We start from the raw sequence: 18,117 nt of genomic DNA on the forward strand, positions 1-18,117 counted from the left end.
TCGCTGGCCGCACCGCGGCAGGGGCCGTACGATCACGCCCCATGAAGTGAGTGATGACCTCCGCGCGCCGATCCGTACGACGCCGTCCGAGCCCCGGCTCCGGCGTCGGCGTGGCGCGCCCGCACGCCCGTCATCCCCTTCACACGATTGGAACCCCATGACCGACGACGTCTTCCTGCACTCCGTCACCGAACGGCTGGCCGCCCTCCCCGCCGTGCACGCCGTCACCCTCGGCGGCTCGCGCGCCCAGGGGACCCACACACCCGACAGCGACTGGGACATGGCGGTGTACTACCGGGGCGCCTTCGACCCGGCGGACCTGCGCGCGGTCGGCTGGGACGGCCAGGTGTCCGAGCTGGGGGAGTGGGGCGGGGGCGTCTTCAACGGCGGGGCCTGGCTCAGCATCGAGGGCCGCCGCGTCGACGTGCACTACCGCGACCTCGACGTCGTCGAGCACGAGCTGACGCAGGCCCGGCAGGGGCGCTTCCACTGGGAGCCGCTGATGTTCCACCTCGCGGGCATCCCCAGCTACCTCCTCGTCGCCGAACTCGCCGTCAACCAGGTGCTGAGCGGCTCCCTGCCCCGCCCCGAGTACCCGTCCGCGCTGCGCGGGGCGGCCCCGGCGTTCTGGCGCGGCCGGGCCGCCCTGACGCTCCAGTACGCCGAGGGCGCGTACGCCGGGCGCGGCCGGGCCGCCGAGGTGGCGGGGGCGCTCGCCGTGGCCGCCATGGAGACGGCCCACGCGGTCCTCGCGGCGCGCGGCGAGTGGACCACGAACGAGAAGCGCCTCCTGGAACGCGCCGGGCTCCGCGACCTCGACACGATCGTGACGAACCTGAGCCCGGACCCGGAGGCTTTGACGCGAGCGGTCGCGGGTGCGGAGAAGCTGTTCGCGGCAGCGTCCTGAACGACGTAGGGGCGGAGGGCAGCACTCTCCGCCCCTACGCGGTCGTGCCCCGATGGGGAGTGCCCCGAAGGGGCGCGGGGAACTGCGCGATCAGCCACGAAGGACCCGCAGGTGATCCACGGTCCAACACGGCCTACAGCCAAGCGCTCAGCGAAGGGCGCTGCCGAACAGCGCCGCCACGGACGGAGCCGACAGGTCCTTGGGCCCGAAGGCCACGGACTTCTTGGCCGTGAGCCCCGTGGACGTGCCGCGCAGCGACCACAGGGCGCCCGCGCTCGCGTTCTCGTTGACCGAGGACGCGGCGAGGTCGGCGCGGCCGTCGCCGGTGACGTCGAGCAGGGCCGTGGCGGCACCGAACGCGTCGCCCTTCTCGCCGACGCCGGGGATCCCCGGCGTGTCCTGCTGGAACGCCTGCGCACCGGTGCCGGTCACGCCGGCGGCGCTGCCGCGCACCAGGACGACGGAACCGGCGTCGGTGACCCGGCCGATGTCCTCGCCGGGCACGCCGACGGCGATGTCGGCGAAGCCGTCGCGGTCGACGTCACCCACGGCGACGGAGGCACCGAAGGCGTCGCCGTCCTCCTCGGCGCCGGGGACGCCGGGCAGGTCCTGGTTGAACTTCTGGACCTGGCCCTCACCCAGCTTCAGCCCGTCCTTCGAGCCGAAGGCGACCGTGACCCCGGTCTGGTAGTCGCTGTCGCCGACCACCAGGTCGTCGTAGTGGTCGCCGTTGACGTCGCCGAGGGCGAGGGCTCCGTTGGCGCCGGGGGCCTGGCCCCGCTTGAAGCCGGTGGGGGAGCCGTACAGGACCCGGTTGCCCCACTCGCCGTCGCCGTAGTAGTCGTTCACGGCGATGTCGGCGCGGCCGTCGCCGTTGACGTCGCCGACGGCCCGGGGGACGACCGGGCCCTTCACGGAGCGCGGGCCGTCGATGCAGCTCTCGACCTTGTCGGGCAGCGGCGAGCAGTTGAGGTCGGGCCGGTCGTCGCTGCCGTAGCTCCACCACTGTGACTTGTCCATGAAGTCGAGGGTCGCGGTGGGCTTGGCGGTGCGGGAGATCGGGCCCTTCCACAGCCTGGCCCGCTGGTCGACCGGGTCGTCGCCGTGGGACGCCACGGTGGCGAACAGCGCCAGGTCGGTCTTGCCGTCACCGTCGAAGTCGCCCGCCTGCGGGGCGTGACCGAACGTGTTGATCTTCGTGCCGCCGGTGAGGCCGGACGCGGAGCCCCATACGATCACCGATCCCGCGTCCCGCCAGCCGGTGCCGATGACCAGGTCGGTGTAGCCGTCGCCGTCCAGGTCGCCCTTGGTGAAGGTGCGGCCGAACTCCTGCTTGGTGGCGGCCGTGCCGGGCACTCCGCTGGTGGAGCGGCTGATGATCTTCTTGTGGGCGGGGTCGAGGCCGTTCTTGGAGCCGTAGGCCACCGCCACGTATCCGGCCTTCTTCTTGCCGGAGACGGTGGCGCCCGGGGCGCCGACGACCAGGTCGGCGTAGCCGTCGCCGTTGAAGTCGTCCGTCGCCTTGACGGCGGCGGCCTTCTGGGCGGCGGGCGTCGCGGCCTCGGCCGGGCTCTGGCCGAGGGACCAGATCGTCAGCCCACCCGTCAGCAGGGACATGGCGACCAGGGGCGTGGTGAGACGGGCTCGGCGACGTGCTGGAGACATAAGGTTCCCGGATTCCTTTGATCGGAGGTCGGCGGTGCGCGTCCGTAGGGGAGTTCACCGCCGGTTCACTCCCTTGACCACCCACGTCGCCCAATGGTTGCCCCGTGCATCGGAGGTCTCTGTGGGTGACCGGGGAGTGACCGGGCCGGGCCGGCCGCCCCGCCTGTCCGCGGCGCGCGAGGCCGCCCGCGACCCGCGCCCTCAGGAGGCGCGGCTCACGGGCGGCTCGGACGGTGGCCCCGGGGCCACCGGTTCACGGCAGGGTCAACAGGCCGCGTCGACGGAGCTCAGCTTGTTGTCGTGGGAGGGGTTGAGGTTGCCCTTGAACCATCCGGGCAGGGTGCCGAGGCGCCCGGTGTAGGTGCCGTCGTACAGGATGACGGGCGTCGGCGTCCTGTTCCAGGCGGAGGTGGCCTTGCCGTCGAGGTAGGGGGGAACGTGGTGGCGTCCGCAGCTCGGGACGGTCCAGAACAGGCCTTCGCCGTTGTAGTGCTGGAAGAAGCACGTGCCCGCACCGCAGCGGTCGTAGGCGTCCTGCGCGATGACGTCGCTGTTGGCTCCGGTCACCCGGTACAGGCCCTCGACCCCGGGGACCTTGGTGAACTGGGTCTCGGACGCACTGGCGGCGTTCGGTCCGACGAATGTCGCCGCGAGCGCGACGGCACCGGCGAACACGGCTAGCGATTTCCGCACGAATTTCCCCTTCGGGTAGGAGTGTTGTGCTGGAGACGCGCATGGGGCGGCAGTCCGGTGGTGGCGCGAGGGGTGAGGGGCGCGAGGCGCGAGTGACAGCACGGTGCCGGGCCCCCGTTCCCTTCCGGCTGCCCTCACATTGTGGCGTGCGTCAGGCTCGGTGAGTTGGCGCTGAGCGCGGCGTTACTTGGCCCTCGGCGCAGGGTTCCGGGGCTCGTCCCGGAGTGTGTGGAGCCGTCCGCCGGGGCTCGTGCCGAGGCGTGCGGGTGGTGGGGCCTCGCCTTGACATGCAGCTGTATGGCTGCCTATCGTTTTAGGCAGCTGAACGGCTGCCTATTGGAGGGCGGGGATGGACCACCAGATGGACGAGGTCTTCAAGGCGCTGGCCGACGCCAGCCGCAGACGGCTTCTCGACAGCCTGAACGCGCGCAACGGCCAGAGCCTGCGTGAGCTGTGCGCGGGGCTCGACATGGCCCGGCAGTCGGTGAGCAAGCACCTGGCCCTCCTGGAGGAGGCCCGTCTGGTCACCACCGTCCGGCGGGGCAGGGAGAAGCTCCACTACCTCAACGCCGAGCCCATCAACGCCATCGCCGACCGCTGGATCAGCCGTTACGACCGGGCGCGGGCCCACGCGCTCGCCGATCTCAAGCACGCATTGGAGAGCAGCACCATGAGCCGCACCGACGACACCGCGTTCGTCTACACCACGTACATCAAGACCACCCCCGAGAAGCTCTGGCAGGCCCTGACGGACCCGGCCTTCACCCGGCGCTACTGGGGCCTGGAGTTCGTCACCGACTGGCAGCCCGGCTCGGTCATGGCCTGGGAGGGGCACGGCCTGACCGGCCCCGACCCCGAGCAGGTCGTCCTGGAGTGCGACCCCTACCGGAAGCTCTCCTACACCTGGCACTCCTTCACGCCCGGCTTCGCCAAGGCAGTGAACCTGGACGACGAGTCGCTCGCGAAGATCGCCGCCGAGAAGCGCTCCAAGGTGTCGTTCGACATCGAGCCGCAGGGGGAGACCGTCAAGCTCACCGTCGTCCACGACGGCTTCGAGCCCGGCAGCGCCGTCCTGGAGATGATCCACGACGGCTGGGCCGCGCTCCTCTCCAGCCTCAAGACCCTCCTGGAGACGGGCGAGGAGCTCCCGGACCCCGACCGCAAGGACGCGTGAGCCCGCGCGGTGCCCGCGGTGCCCGCGGGCACCGCCCGCCCGAAGGGTCGAGCCGGACGCGGCCGTGTCCGGGGCCCGCGGGCCTCCCGCCGATGCGCTTCGCTCCACACCGGAGCAAACCCCCCGCCTGCGGGTAGCCTGGCGGGGGAGGTGGGGGCATGCGGGACGCGGACCCCGGGCTCTTCGGGCCCTCGTCGGTGACGTGGCAGATGCACGGCGACCCCATGATGTGGGTCGCGGGCGTACGCGCCCTGTACCTCCAGGCGCTGCACCCGCGCGCCGTGCGCGGCGTCATGCAGAACTCCGACTTCCGCAAGGACGCCTGGGGCCGGCTGATGCGCACCGCGGGCTTCGTCGGCACGACGACGTACGGCACCACCGAGGCCGCCGAGGCGGCGGGCGCCCGGGTGCGCAAGATACACACGATGCTGTCGGCGACCGACCCGGACACGGGGGAGCGCTACGGCGTCGACGAACCCGAGCTGCTCCTGTGGGTGCACTGCGCCGAGATCGACTCCTACCTCCACGTCGTGCGCCGCTCCGGCTTCCCGGTCGGTGCCGCGGCCGCCGACCGGTACGTCGCCGAACACCGCGAGAGCGCCCGCCTGGTGGGCCTCGACCCCGCCCGCGTACCGGCGTCGACGGCCGAACTCGCCGCGTACTTCGAGAAGGTGGCCCCCGACCTCGCCGCCGGAGCGGAGGCGCGCGTCGTCGACGACTTCCTGCGGCGGCCCCCCACCGCGCCCCTGTTGGTCCCGGCGCGCGCCCTGCTGTGGCGGCGCGTGGCGGACCTCGCCTACGCGTCGCTGCCCCGTTACGCCCACGAGCTGTACGGCAGGAGCGCGCCGCCGCCCGCGACGGTGACGCGCCGCCTCGTCACCACGGGTACCGTGCTGCGCTGCGTTCCCGCGCGTCTGCGCTGGCAGTTGCCGCCCAAGCACATCCTGCGCGCCATGGCCCGGCTCGGCCCGGGCAGCCGCCCCGCGTCGTACAAAGTCGCCAGACAGGACGCCATACTGGACGGGCCGGGGAGGGCGCGACGACGCGACGGGGGCGACAGCACGAGATGCCAGAGTCGGGGGACACCAGGCTGATCCAGGGCCGGTACCAGCTGCTCGACCTCATCGGCCGCGGCGGCATGGGCGAGGTGTGGCGGGCCCGCGACGAATCGCTCGGCCGCCGGGTCGCCGTCAAGTGCCTCAAGCCGCTCGGGCCCCAGCACGACGCGGCGTTCACCCGCGTCCTGCGCGAGCGCTTCCGGCGCGAGGCCCGGGTCGCGGCCGGGCTCCAGCACCGCGGCATCACCGTCGTGCACGACTTCGGCGAGTGCGACGGCGTGCTGTTCCTCGTGATGGAGCTCCTCGAAGGCCGCAACCTCAGCCAGCTCCTGGACGACAACCCGCGGCACCCGCTGCCCGTCGCCGACGTCGTGGACATCGCCGACCAGGTCGCGTCCGCCCTCGCCTACACCCATGAACAGGGCATCGTGCACCGCGACTTGAAGCCCGCGAACATCATGCGGCTGCACGACGGCACGGTGAAGATCTGCGACTTCGGCATCGCCCGGCTCGGCGCCGACATCGGCTTCACCTCGCGCCTGACCAACACCAACATCGCCATGGGCACCCCGCACTACATGTCGCCCGAGCAGATCAGCGGCGCCGAGGTCGACCAGCGCAGCGACCTGTACTCCTTCGGCTGCGTCCTGTACGAACTCGCCACCGGCGCCCCGCCGTTCGACCTCGACGACGCGTGGGCGATCCTCGTCGGCCACCGCGACACCGAACCCGAGCCGCCGCGCCGCCGCCGCGGCGAACTCCCCGAGTTCTTCGACCGGATCGTCCTCGACCTGCTCGCCAAACACCCCGACCAGCGGCCCGGCGACGCCCGCGAGCTGGGCCGCCGCATCGCCGCGGGCCGCGGCGGCAAGCCGACCCGCCCCACCTACGTCCCCACCGTCGTCAGCCCGCCCCTGCGCCGCACCCAGCACCCGCCTCCCGAGCGGCCCACGGGACGGCCCGCGCCCGGCCGGTCCGAGCCGTCCCTGCCGTCGTGGACGCGCGGCATGACCACCGGGCACAAGGCGACCGGCGCGGGCCCCCTGCGCCTGACCCCGCCCGACGCGGCCGCGGGCCTCACCGGCGAGTGGATCCCGCGCGCCACCGGCCGCCACACCGGCGGGCCGCGGCCCGCCCCGGGCCGCTCCACTCCGTCGCCGGACGTCCTCGCGACCCTCGTCAGCCGCCACAACGCGGGCCTGAGCCTCGGCCGCCTCGGCCGCTGGACGGAGGCGGGCGAGGTGCACCGTGCCGTCGCCGCCGAGCGCGAGCACGTCCTCGGGCCCGACCACCCCGACACCCTCGCCAGCCGCTACGAGGTCGGGTTCACGCTCAGCCGCACCGGGCGGCCCGCCGACGCCCTGCGCGAGTACACCCGCGTGGCCGAGGGCCGCGAGCGCGCGCTCGGCGGCGACCACGCGGACACCCTCGCCGTCCGCCAGGAGATGGCGTACGTACTGGGCCAGCTCGGCCGGCACTTCGAGGCCCACCAGGTGTACACCTCGGTGCTCGCCGTGCGGGAGCGCACCGCGGGCCCCGACCACCCCGACACCCTGCGCTGCCGCCACAACCTGGCGTTCAACCTCAGCCGTCTGGGCCGCCTCGAGGACTCCCACCGGCTGGCCCGCGACGTCGCGGCGGCCCGCGCCCGCGTCCTCGGCCCCACCCACCCCGACACCCTCGTCACCCGCTACGAAGTCGCCTACACCCTCGGCCAGTTGGGCCGCTGGCCGGAGGCGCTGCACACCTACCGCGAGGTCGCCGAGGCCCGCGCCGGTGCCCTCGGCGCCGACCACCCCGACACGCTCGCCGCGCGCTACGAGGTCGGCATCAGCCTCGGCCGCCTCGGCCGCAGCGCCGAGGCCCTGGAGCTCTACCGCTCCCTCATCGAGGACCGCGCCCGCGTCAACGGCCCCGCCGACCCCGAGACCCTGCGCGCCCGCCACGGCCTAGGCGTCAACCTGGGCCGCCAGGGCCGCTGGGAGGAGGCGCTCGCCGAGGCCCGCGACGTGTGCGCCGTGCGCGAGCGCGTCCTCGGCGCCGACCACCCCGACACCCTCGTCAGCCGCCGCGAGATCGCCGTCGGCCTCGGCTGGCTCGGCCGCTGGGCGGACGCGCTGACGGCCTACCGCCACGTGGCCGCGGCCCGCGAGCGCGTCCTCGGCGCGGACCACCCCGACACCCTCGCCAGCCGCAACGACGAGGCCCACTGCCTGGAACAGCTCGGGCGCGGCGCGGAGGCGGTGGCGCTCTACCGCAGGGTGGCGGCGCTGCGCCAGCAGCGCGCGACGGGCGGCCACTGACACACCGGGCGCCCCGCCGGCCCCGCGCGCCCGACACCCGAGGCGCACGCCGCGCGAAACGCCTCCCCGCCCCGCGAAACGCCCCCTCGAAAACTGATCCGTGCTACGAAGAGGCATGCGACCCAGCTATGACGCCGTGGTGATCGGCGGCGGCCACAACGCGCTGGTGGCGGCCGCCTACCTCGCCCGCGCGGGCCGGTCCGTGCTGCTCCTGGAGCGCCTCGGCCGACCGGGCGGCGCCGCCGTCTCCACCCGCCCGTTCCCCGGCCTCGACGCCCGCCTCTCCCGCTACTCGTACCTGGTGAGCCTGCTGCCCAGGAAGATCGTGCGCGATCTGGACCTGGACTTCCGGGTCCGCACCCGCTCCGTTTCGTCGTACACCCCGACCGTTCGCGACGGACGTCCCACCGGACTCCTGGTGGGCCGCGGCGAGTCCCGGACGCGGGCCTCCTTCGCCCGGCTGACCGGCGACGACCGGGCGTACGAGGCCTGGCGCGACTTCTACGCGCTGACCGCGCACGCGGCCCGGCGGATCTTCCCGACGCTCACGGAACCGCTGCCCGACAAGGCGGAGCTGCGGCGGCTCGTCGACGACGACACCGTCTGGCGCACCCTGTTCGAGGAGCCGATCGGCCGGGCCGTCGAGGCCCGCTTCACCGACGACCTGGTCCGCGGCGTCGTCCTCACCGACGCCCTGATCGGCACGTTCGCCGACGCCCACGACCCGGGCCTGCGGCAGAACCGCTGCTTCCTCTACCACGTCATCGGCGGCGGCACCGGCGACTGGAACGTCCCCGTCGGCGGCATGGGCACGCTCACCCGCGCCCTGGCCGACCGCGCCCTGGCCGCGGGCGCCGAACTGCTCACCGGCCACGACGTCACGCGCGTCGAGACCGACGGCCTGCGTGCCGAGGTGTCCTACCGCACCGCGGACGGCGACGGCACGGTCGCCGCCCGGCACGTGCTCGTCGGCACCTCCCCGCACGAACTCGCCGCCCTCACCGGGCAGCAGCCGCCCCCGCCCGCCGAAGGGGCCCAGCTCAAGGTCAACATGGTGCTCAAGCGGCTGCCCAAGCTCCGCGACCCCTCCGTCGACCCCCGCGAGGCCTTCGCCGGGACCTTCCACATCGCCGAGGGCTACGAGGAGTTGGCGCGGGCCCACGCCGAGGCCGCGGGCGGCGCGCCGCCCTCGGCGCCGCCCTCCGAGATCTACTGCCACTCCCTGACCGACCCCACGATCCTCGGCCCCGACCTGGTCGAGCGCGGCTACCACACCCTGACCCTGTTCGGCCTGCACACCCCGGCCCGGCTGTTCACCGAGGCCACCAACGCCACGGCCCGCGACGCGCTCCTGGCCGCCACCCTCGCCCAGCTCGACGCGCACCTGGCCGAGCCGATCGCCGACTGCCTGGCCACGGACGCGGACGGTGTCCCCTGCGTCGAGGCGAAGACCCCCCTGGACCTGGAGCGCGAGCTGCGCCTGCCCGGCGGCCACATCTTCCACGGGGACCTCTCCTTCCCCTACGCGGACGCGGACGCGGCCGCAGGCCACGAGGACCGCTGGGGCGTGGCCACCGCCCACCCGAACGTCCACCTCTGCGGGGCGGGCGCCCGCCGCGGGGGCGGCGTCAGCGGCATCGCGGGCCACAACGCCGCGATGGCGGTCCTGGAGCGCTGATCAGCGGCGATCGGCACTGGTGTACGGTCGGTCCCGGTCGGCGCGGGGCCGGGAGGAGCGCCCCACGCGTGCGTGAAGGAAACGAGAGGTGCTCACCATGGCTGCCCCACGAGACGGCCGCCGCGCGGACACACCGACCTTCACCGAACAGGCCCGCCGTCGCCAGCTCATCGAGTGCACGATCGACCTGATCTCCACCAAGGGTCACCCGTCGACGTCCCTGTCGGCCATCGCCGAGCGGGCGGGCCTGTCCAAGGCCGCGGTCCTCTACCACTTCGCCTCCAAGGACAACCTCACCCGGGCCGCGCTGGCCCACGTCCTGGAGGAGTTCACCGCGTACGTCGGCGAGCGCGTCGCGGCCGCCCCGGAGCCGCGCGCCGCCGTGGTCGCCTACGTCCGCGCCATGGTCGGCTACCAGCGGGAGAACCGCCGCCACGTCCGCGTCATCACCGAGATGCTCCTCGACGACCACGGCGGCACCCGCCTGAAGACCCCCGGAAGCCACGACACCGCGGGCCGCTGGCAGGCCCTCGCGGACCTGCTCACCGCGGGCCAGGAGGCCGGGTGCTTCCGGCCGTTCGACCCCACCACGACCTCCCTGGCCGTCGGCGGCGCCATCGACGGCGTCATCAGCCACTGGCTGGCCCACCCGGACCTCGACCTGAACGCGGCGGAGGACGAGCTGGTGACCTTCACCCTGCGCGCGATCGACCGACGCTGACGGAACGGATGCCCGCGCGGCCGACGTGGGCGGGGTCCGCTCCGTCCATGCCCATGGCCTCGCGTACGGCGTCACGGGCGCGGTCGACGAGTGCCGGGAGGGGGCTCTCGTCCAGGGGAGCCACGGCCTGCGCGGCCCGCACCCCGGCCGCCATGGCGGTGAGACGCGCGGGCCGGGTGTGCCGGAGGACGTGCGGGAACTCGTAGCGCTCCTCGGCACGGGCGTGCCGCGTCACCTCGGTGCGCAGCAGGGCGAGGGCGGGCAGGAACGCCGGGTCGTCCGGGGCCACGCCGTCGAGACGGGCGAGCAGCTCCTTGGCCTCCTTCTCCTCCGTGAGCCGCTCCCGCACGATGTCGCGGCCGCCGGTGAACACCGCGCGGGCGACGGGGTGCAGGACCTCCTCCTCGGCCGTCTCGTGCACCGCGAGCAGCCGCACGAGACGGCGGAACGCGGCACGCCGCTCGGCGCCCGTGGCCCGCTCCACCGCGTCGAACAGGGTGCGGATGTCGCCGTGCTGCCGCAGCAGAAGCGTGACGACGTCTCCGTCGCCCTCGGGAGTGTCAGACATGGCGGCTCCTCACCCGTGAGGCGGTGTCGGGGCGGTCGCCGCCGGGCTGTGAGCGGTACGCGCGCCCGAACAGGTCGGCGTGCTGGGTCATGACGCGCTCGCTCGGCGGCTCCTCGCCGCCGTGGATCCGCTCCTGCACGCTCTGGAACCGCTCGTGCGCGTCCCGCACATAGCCGGTGCCCAGTGTGGTCAGGTCCATCTCCGTGGCGAGGAGGCCACGCAGGTACTCCTTGTTGGGCTCGAAGGTCAGGGGGGCCGGCAGCTCGGGTGCGAGGATCTCCCGCGGGTCGCGGCCGTCGTGCCGGCGCATCAGGTCACAGGCGACGCGCAGGTGTTCCAGCTCCATGTTCAGGTGCAGTTCCCAGACGGCCCGCACCTTGGGTTCGGTCTCGTGCTCCATGAAGGAGTGGTAGAGGTAGCACTCGTTGTACTCGTGGGTGACGAGCTGCTCCCACCACGTCTCGCCGGGGTCGACGAGGGACTCGTAGTGGGTGACGTGCTCCTCCTCGACGAGCGCGATCTCCTGGTACAGCTGGCGGGCGATCGGCTCCATGTACTGCGGGCCGACGTTCATGTAGAAGTTCATGGTCTGCTGCTCGGCGGACAGGACGGTCAGCGCGTGCAGTTTGGACAGCGGGTGCGCGGTGGCGCGGTCGTACGGCTCGCGGACGTTGTCCACGGGGTGCCGGTGGTGGAGCCCGGTGGGGCGGCCCGGCATGACCTCGGTGAGCTGCCCGACGATCGCGTCGGCCTTGCGGTGCTCGATCATCTCGTAGAGGTTCGCGTACCGGAACAGGTGGTCGAAGTCCTCCAGGACGCCGAACCGGTACGCCTGCCGCAGGGCCGGATCCGGCTCCGACCGGGCCACCCAGGAAGTGAGGTCCACGGCGACCTGCTCGTACGCGATGGTCGTCTCCAGGACCGAGGCGAGCCCCGGCAGGAGCCAGTTGACGGCCTTCTGCTGCTGTTGCTCGACGTACCGGACCTCGGCGAGGAGCCGCCGCACCTCCGGGTCGGGGCAGTGGCGGGCGAAGTGATGGCTGAAGAGCGCCGCTTCGACCTCGATGCCGTTCATCGTGATGATGCGGCACCGGGTGTACGGATCGCAGTGGTCCGGGTCGATCGGTTCCACGTCCAGTTCGCGCCAGGACCGTATCTGGCGGTCCAGCGGGATGCCTCGCTGCTCCAGGGGGTTCAGGGTCATCGGGGACTCCTCGGCTTCGCCGTGCCGGACAAGGCCGGCGCCGGGTACCCGGGGCCCGGTGGGCGAAACGACGGGCCGGTGCCGGTCGGCCACGCGCGGCCGGACCCCGGTGGCGGCACGTCGGACTGCGTCATCCGCGGCGCGGGCGCACGCTGGAGGCATGACAGCAGAGATCGTGGTGCACCGCGCGTCCCCGTCCGGCGGCCGACGGGTGGACGTGCACGGGGAGAACGTCGGCGTGGCCCACGGCGTGGCGGACGTGACCGAGTTCCTGCGGCGCGCGGGCCTGGACCTCGACCCGGTGGAAGTCGCCGTGTCCCCGCTGATCGAGTGGCGCGGGGGCGGTCCGGAGGGGTGGGGGCGGGGGAGCGGCGACAGCCAGGAGGCACCGCAGGGGTGAGGGAGCGGCGCCGCCCGGTCCGCCGCTCGTGCGGGGCGCGCCGCGAAGCGCCGTGCCACAGGGCCATGTGACGTGTCGTCACATGGCCCTGTGGCGTGTGTGCCGCCCGGTCGCGTCGTGCGAGGTCGTACGGCGTGAAGATCACTTGCGCACACCGCACATAAGTAGTTAGGTTAGCCTTACCTGAGCGAGCGGGGGAGTATGCGTGGATTGCGGGGGTTCCAGACCTGGTCGCCCTAGGTATGGGGGCGGCTGCGGCGTCTCGGTGCGGTGTGGATCCGCCGGATCCGGTCAACGTGCTGACGTGACGTCGCCCGGGGCGGGAGACAGCGGCCGCGCGTCGGCCGCGTCCGTGGCCCGGCAGGGGTGTCGCCCCGTCAACTTCCAAGCGTGTCCGTGCACTTGCTGCCCGGCGCGGCATCCCGCAGAACCCGTTCGCCGACGGCGGCGCGACCGCGCACGCCCGAGAAAGGAAACGCTGACGTGTCCCTGCCTCCCGTACCGGGCCGCCGGGCCGCCGGGCCCGGCGGTGAACCGGCGGCGACCGCGGCCGAGTTCCGTACGCCGGTACGGGTCGTCGGCGTACCGGGGCGGCGGCGGTTGATCGCCGTGCGCGGCGGACGGCGCACCCCCTCCGCGCCGCCCGCCGCGACGCCCCGCCTCCCTCGGCCGCCAGGCCGCCCACCCCGTGCCGACCGCGCCGTCGGCCCCGATGCCCCCAGGAGCCACCCGATGCCCCAGACCCTGTCGCCCGAGAGGATCCGCGCCGACGTCGCGGAGCTGCTCGACTGCGACCCCGCCGAGATCGCCCCCGACGACAACCTGATGGACCACGGTCTGGACTCGGTGCGCATCATGACCCTCATCGAGCGCTGGCGGGCCGCGGGGGCGGCCACCGTCGAGTTCCCCGACCTGGCCGAGCGGCCCGAACTCGACCACTGGACCGCGCTGTTGACCGGTGGCTCCGCATGACGCTCAAGGACCACAGGGACCGGCACCTGGAGCGCATCGCGGAGGTCAGGGCGGGCCGCCACGCCGAGAAGGTGGGCTACCCGATCCGCGTCCGGCAGACCGAGGTCGTCCGCACCGCCATGGTCGGCACCGGCCTGCTGCGGCTCACCCTGGGCGGGCCGGGCGCCGCCGGGTTCGAGGCCCACTCGCCGGACGAGCACGTCAAGCTGCTCTTCCCGGAGCCGGACGGCACGCTGCGCCTTCCCGAGCCGGACGGGTCGATGCTGCGCTGGCCGCGCCCCTCGCCCACCTCGCGCGAGTACACCGTGCGCCGCTACGACCCCGACGCGGGCGAGATCGACATCGACATCGTCCCGCACGCGGGCGGCCTCGCGTCGGACTGGGCCCACGCGGTCGAGCCGGGCGCCGTCGTGCACGTCGCGGGCCCGCCCGGAGGACTGATCGTCCCGCACGCCTACGACCGCTATCTGTTCGCGGGCGACATCACCGCGCTGCCCGCGATCGCGCGCTGGCTGGAGGAACTGCCCCGGGACGCGCGCGGCTGGGCGTTCGTCGAAGTCGCCGACGCCGCACAGGAGATCGACCTGTCCGCGCCCGAGGGCGTCGAGGTGCGCTGGCTGCACCGCGGCGGCCGCCCGCCGGGCAGCGGCGACGCCCTGGCGCGGGCCGTGACCCAGGTGACCGTGCCCGAGGGCGAACGGATCTACGTATGGGTCGCGGGCGAGGCCGGGCAGATCAAGCCGCTGCGCCGCTGGGTCCGCGACGAACTGCGCCTGGAGAAGGCCGACCACGACATCACCGGCTACTGGAAGCGCGGCGTCGCCGACTTCGACGACGAGCACGACCACTGACCGTTCCCTCCCTCCCCATCGCCGCCCCGCGGGGCGGCCTCCCCGAAAGAGCAAGGAGCTCCACATGTCGATACGCAGATCGTCGGGCCTGGCCGGCGCCGTCGCGCTGGGCCTGGTCCTGACCGGATGCGGGTCGTCCAAGGACGGGTCGGACGCGTCGGACAAGGGCGAGACCCGGGTGTTCGCCGCGGACAACGGCAAGATCAAGATCCCGGTCAAGCCGAAGCGCGTGGTCGCCACCGGCTACGCCGTGCCCGTCATGATCGAGGCCCGGGCACCCCTCGTCGGCATCTCGTCGTGGAAGCGCGGCGAGCCCATGATGAGCAAGAAGGACCTGGCCACCTACAAGAAGGTGCCCAAGGTCGCGGGCGAGCAGGCGACCGAGACCAACTACGAGGCCATCGCCGAGGCCGATCCCGACCTGATCGTCATCGGCGTCCCCGCCCCGGTCCTCGGCGACATCGACGTCAAGCGCCTGGAGTCCATCGCCCCCGTGGTGGCGATCGGCCCGACCGTGCCCTCCGCGTGGCGCGAGCTGTCCCGCAAGCAGGCCGACGCGGCGGGCTCGCTCAAGCAGTTCGACTCGCTGCAGTCCACGTACGAGGCCAAGGCCGCCGAGCTGAAGAAGAAGTACAAGAACGTGCTGCCCCAGCTCAAGCTGGGCCACGTCGGCGCCTACGGCGAGTCCGCCAAGGGCACCTTCCAGCGCGAGTTCGGCCGCTCCTGGGGCACCAACATCGCCGAGGACGTCGGCGCCAGGTACTACGGCAAGGTCAAGAAGCCCGGCCCCGGCTCCCGCGCGGTCAGCGAGTACCCCTCCATCGAGGAGCTCCCGGCCTCGCTGCGCGACGCCGACGCCATCACGTACTCGGTGATGGCCGACGGCAGCGTCCCGAAGTCGGTCCAGTACGTCATGGACTCGAAGCTGTGGAAGAACCTCCCCGCCGTCAAGGCGAAGAAGACCTTCCCGATCCGCTACACCGAGGCCGCGACCTACGGACAGGCCATGCAGACCCTGGACGCGATCGACGAGTCGTTCGCTCCGCTCCTGAAGCGGTGACCGTCGCGGGCCGCGCGTCCGAAGCGGCATCCACCGGGCGGGAGACGGCACCCGCCGAGCGGGGCGTGCCGCGGATCGGGCTGCTCGTCGGCGGCCTGGTGCTGCTCGCGGCCGTCGCCGTGATCAGCATCGGCGTCGGCGCCCGCTCGGTGCCGCCCACGGAGGTCGTCCGCGCGCTGTTCGACTTCCAGGGCACCGACGACCACGTGGTCGTGCGGGACGTCCGGGCGCCCCGCGCGCTGCTCGCCGTCGCGGTGGGCGCCGCCCTCGCGGTGGCGGGCGCGCTGATCCAGACGCTGGCCCGCAACCCCCTGGCCGAGCCCGGCATCCTCGGTGTCACCGCGGGCGCCGGGTTCGCCATCACCATCGGCTCCGCACTCGGCCTGGCCGGCGGACAGGCGGGCGAACTGGGCTTCGCCGTCACGGGTTCCGTGCTCGCGGCCCTGCTCGTCGCCGCCGTCGGGCGGCACTCGCCGCTGCGCCTGGTGCTCGCCGGTGTCGCCCTGACCGCGGTCCTCAACGGCGTCGCCCTCGGCCTGCGCCTGATCCTCCCGGACGCCTTCGACACCTACCGCTTCTGGTCGGTCGGCTCGCTCGCGGGCCGTGAACAGGCGCCGCTGGCCGTGCCGTTGACCGCGATCGCGGTGTGTCTGGTCGGCGCGCTGCTGCTCAGCCGGGCCCTGAACGTCCTGAGCCTCGGCGAGAGCGTGGCACACACCCTGGGCGCGAGCGTGGTCCGCGTGCGGGCCGCCGCCCTCGTGCTGATCACCGTGCTCAGCGGGGCGGCCACGGCGGTGGCCGGGCCGATCCTGTTCGTCGGCCTGATCGTGCCGCAGCTGGTGCGCAGGCCCGCCGGGGGTTCCGTGCCGTGGCTGGTCCTCCACACGATGGTGCTCGGCCCGATCCTGCTCCTCGTCGCCGACATGGGCTCGCGCGTCCTGCTGCCCACCGGCGAGGTGCCGGTGGCCATCGTGACCGCGTTCCTCGGCGGACCCATGCTGATCTGGGCGGTCCGCCGCCACGGGGCGGGGGCACTGTGAACACGCCGGACACGACCGCCGTACGCACCCGGCGGGGAAGCGCCGTGAGCGCGCTCGGACTGCGGGTCGAACGCCGCACGGTGGTGCTCGTCACGGTCCTGACCGCACTGATCCTGGCCCTCGCCCTGGTGGGCCTCTGCTACGGCGCGTCCTGGTCGACCCCCAGGGAGGTGTTCGCCGTGCTCAGCGGGGCCGAGCCCTCCGTGGTGATCCAGGACTGGCGGCTGCCGCGGGTCCTGGCCGCCCTCGTCTTCGGAGCCGCGCTCGGCGTGGCCGGGGCGCTCTTCCAGAACCTCACCCGCAACCCCATGGGCAGCCCGGACGTGATCGGCCTCGACGCGGGCGCCTACACCGGCGCCCTGGTCGCCCTCACCGTCCTCTCCGGCACCTCCGCGCAACTGGCCGTCGGCTCGGTGCTCGGCGGTCTCGTCGTCGCCGCCGTGATCTACCTCCTCGCGTACGACCGGGGCTTCTCCGGGCTGCGCCTCGTGGTGATCGGCGTCGCCGTCAACGCCATGGTGACCGCGCTCAACTCGTGGATCGTGCTGCGCGCCGAGCTGGAGGTCGCCATCGCGGCCGTCGGCTGGAGCGCGGGTTCCCTCAACGACGTGGGCTGGGAGGACGTGGGCATCCCCTTCACGGTCATCGGCGTCCTGCTGGCCCTGATCGCCACGCGGGCGCACGCCATGCACCAGGCGTCGCTCGGTGACGCCGTCGCCGTGACCACGGGGGTCGGGCTCGACCGGCTGCGGCTCCTGATGGTCGTCGTCGGCGTCGGCTGCACGGCCACGGTGACCGCGGTCGCCGGACCGATCGCGTTCATCGCCCTGGCCGCCCCGCAGATCGGCCGCAGGCTCGCGGGCGCGCCCGGCGTCCCGCTGCTGCCCGCCGCGCTGACCGGCGCGGTCCTGCTGCAGGGCGCGGACCTGATCGCCCAGATGCTCCTCGCGCCCGTCTCCCTGCCGGTCGGAGTGGTGAGCACCGCGATCGGCGGCTGCTATCTGATCTGGCTGCTTACCAAGGAGGTGAGGCGCGCGTGACCGCACGCCTGACCGCGCGGGACATCACCCTGCGCTACGGAGACCGCGTGGTCTCCACCCGGCTGAGCCTCGACGTCCCCGACGGCGCGTTCACCGCCATCGTGGGCCCCAACGCCTGCGGGAAGTCGACCCTGCTGCGGGCCCTCGTACGGCTGCTGCGCCCCGACTCCGGGCACGTCGAGCTCGACGGCCGCGAGGTCGGCGGCTACCCGCCCAAGGCCCTGGCCAAGCAGCTCGGCTTCCTGCCGCAGGACCCGCTGGCCCCCGAGGACATCAAGGTCCGCCAGCTGGTGGCCCGGGGACGCTTCCCGCACCAGTCGCTCCTGGCCCTGTGGTCGCCCCGGGACGAGGAGGCCGTCACCGCGGCCATGGCCGCCGCGGGCGTCGCCGACCTGGCCGACCGGCCGGTGCAGGAGCTGTCCGGCGGCCAGCGCCAGCGGGTCTGGATGGCCATGGTGCTCGCCCAGGAGACCCCGTACCTGCTGCTCGACGAACCGACGTCCTTCCTGGACATCACCCACCAGTACCAACTGCTCGGCCTGCTTGCCCGGTTGCGCGACGAGGGCCGCACGGTCATCGCCGTCCTGCACGACATCAACCAGGCGTGCCGCTTCGCCGACCACCTGGTCGCCATGAAGGACGGCCGGGTGGTCGCCGAGGGCGAGCCCGGCGCCGTCGTGGACGCCGCGCTGATCAAGGACGTGTTCGACCTGCCGAGCATCATCGTCCCCGACCCCGTGACGGACACGCCGATGGTCGTCCCCACCCTGCAAGGAGAGTGAA

At 73.4% G+C, this 18,117-nt stretch carries 17 protein-coding genes; 13 read left to right on the forward strand and 4 right to left on the reverse strand.

Annotation, left to right across the window (positions count from 1 at the left end; genetic code table 11):
- The first annotated feature begins 157 nt into the window (after positions 1-157).
- Positions 158-907 carry a nucleotidyltransferase domain-containing protein gene (locus C9F11_RS39220; RefSeq protein WP_138964789.1) on the forward strand — a complete coding sequence of 250 codons (750 nt, stop codon included), beginning with the start codon at positions 158-160 and terminating at the stop codon, positions 905-907.
- Positions 908-1,054: 147 nt separating this feature from the next.
- Here the strand turns inward: C9F11_RS39220 and C9F11_RS39225 are convergent, their stop codons facing one another.
- Complete coding sequence (locus C9F11_RS39225) at positions 1,055-2,572, reverse strand: FG-GAP-like repeat-containing protein (RefSeq protein WP_138964791.1); 1,518 nt, start codon at positions 2,570-2,572, stop codon at positions 1,055-1,057.
- A 264-nt stretch (positions 2,573-2,836) separates the two neighbouring features.
- Positions 2,837-3,265, reverse strand: coding sequence for a peptidase inhibitor family I36 protein (locus tag C9F11_RS39230; RefSeq protein WP_171075995.1), 429 nt, complete (start codon positions 3,263-3,265; stop codon positions 2,837-2,839).
- A 361-nt stretch (positions 3,266-3,626) separates the two neighbouring features.
- Here C9F11_RS39230 and C9F11_RS39235 point away from each other — a divergent pair, with 361 nt between their 5' ends.
- The 5 genes from C9F11_RS39235 (at position 3,627) to C9F11_RS39255 (ending at position 10,199) form a co-directional block, all read left to right on the forward strand.
- Positions 3,627-4,439, forward strand: a complete 813-nt coding sequence (locus C9F11_RS39235) for a metalloregulator ArsR/SmtB family transcription factor (RefSeq protein ID WP_138967524.1) — start codon at positions 3,627-3,629, stop codon at positions 4,437-4,439.
- 158 nt (positions 4,440-4,597) lie between these two features.
- Entirely contained in the window at positions 4,598-5,533 is a 936-nt protein-coding gene (locus C9F11_RS39240; protein ID WP_138964795.1) for an oxygenase MpaB family protein, read from the forward strand.
- Positions 5,506-7,800: a serine/threonine-protein kinase gene (locus tag C9F11_RS39245; RefSeq protein ID WP_138964797.1), complete on the forward strand. Its 2,295-nt coding sequence runs from the start codon at positions 5,506-5,508 to the stop codon at positions 7,798-7,800. The genes C9F11_RS39240 and C9F11_RS39245 overlap by 28 nt, the downstream gene beginning before the upstream one ends.
- Positions 7,801-7,915: 115 nt before the next feature.
- Entirely contained in the window at positions 7,916-9,478 is a 1,563-nt protein-coding gene (locus C9F11_RS39250) for an NAD(P)/FAD-dependent oxidoreductase (RefSeq protein WP_138964799.1), read from the forward strand.
- A gap of 97 nt (positions 9,479-9,575) precedes the next feature.
- A complete protein-coding gene (locus tag C9F11_RS39255) occupies positions 9,576-10,199 on the forward strand; it encodes a TetR/AcrR family transcriptional regulator (RefSeq protein ID WP_138964801.1) in 624 nt (207 codons plus the stop codon).
- Here the strand turns inward: C9F11_RS39255 and C9F11_RS39260 are convergent.
- Together C9F11_RS39260 and C9F11_RS39265 are read right to left on the reverse strand one after the other, a co-directional pair.
- Positions 10,171-10,767, reverse strand: a complete 597-nt coding sequence (locus tag C9F11_RS39260; protein WP_138964803.1) for a hemerythrin domain-containing protein — start codon at positions 10,765-10,767, stop codon at positions 10,171-10,173. The genes C9F11_RS39255 and C9F11_RS39260 overlap by 29 nt on opposite strands.
- The gene (locus tag C9F11_RS39265) at positions 10,760-11,971 is read right to left on the reverse strand and encodes a hypothetical protein (protein WP_138964805.1); all 1,212 of its coding nucleotides are present in this window, start codon (positions 11,969-11,971) and stop codon (positions 10,760-10,762) included. Before C9F11_RS39265 ends, C9F11_RS39260 begins: the two co-directional genes overlap by 8 nt.
- 160 nt (positions 11,972-12,131) lie before the next feature.
- Between C9F11_RS39265 and C9F11_RS39270 the strand changes: the two genes are divergently transcribed.
- The 7 genes from C9F11_RS39270 (at position 12,132) to C9F11_RS39300 (ending at position 18,116) form a co-directional block, all read left to right on the forward strand.
- Positions 12,132-12,371: a hypothetical protein gene (locus C9F11_RS39270; protein ID WP_138964807.1), complete on the forward strand. Its 240-nt coding sequence runs from the start codon at positions 12,132-12,134 to the stop codon at positions 12,369-12,371.
- A gap of 732 nt (positions 12,372-13,103) precedes the next feature.
- Positions 13,104-13,343, forward strand: coding sequence for a phosphopantetheine-binding protein (locus C9F11_RS39275; protein ID WP_138967526.1), 240 nt, complete (start codon positions 13,104-13,106; stop codon positions 13,341-13,343).
- On the forward strand, positions 13,340-14,194 hold the full coding sequence (locus tag C9F11_RS39280) for a siderophore-interacting protein (protein ID WP_138964810.1): 855 nt from the start codon (positions 13,340-13,342) through the stop codon (positions 14,192-14,194). Before C9F11_RS39275 ends, C9F11_RS39280 begins: the two co-directional genes overlap by 4 nt.
- A 64-nt stretch (positions 14,195-14,258) precedes the next feature.
- Complete coding sequence (locus tag C9F11_RS39285) at positions 14,259-15,254, forward strand: ABC transporter substrate-binding protein (RefSeq protein ID WP_138964813.1); 996 nt, start codon at positions 14,259-14,261, stop codon at positions 15,252-15,254.
- A complete protein-coding gene (locus C9F11_RS39290) occupies positions 15,251-16,294 on the forward strand; it encodes an iron chelate uptake ABC transporter family permease subunit (protein ID WP_138964815.1) in 1,044 nt (347 codons plus the stop codon). The genes C9F11_RS39285 and C9F11_RS39290 overlap by 4 nt, the downstream gene beginning before the upstream one ends.
- 59 nt (positions 16,295-16,353) lie before the next feature.
- Positions 16,354-17,334, forward strand: coding sequence for an iron chelate uptake ABC transporter family permease subunit (locus C9F11_RS39295; protein ID WP_249402275.1), 981 nt, complete (start codon positions 16,354-16,356; stop codon positions 17,332-17,334).
- The gene (locus C9F11_RS39300) at positions 17,331-18,116 is read left to right on the forward strand and encodes an ABC transporter ATP-binding protein (protein WP_138964820.1); all 786 of its coding nucleotides are present in this window, start codon (positions 17,331-17,333) and stop codon (positions 18,114-18,116) included. The genes C9F11_RS39295 and C9F11_RS39300 overlap by 4 nt, the downstream gene beginning before the upstream one ends.
- Position 18,117: the final 1 nt, after the last annotated feature.

The organism is Streptomyces sp. YIM 121038 (assembly GCF_006088715.1).
Classification (GTDB): domain Bacteria; phylum Actinomycetota; class Actinomycetes; order Streptomycetales; family Streptomycetaceae; genus Streptomyces.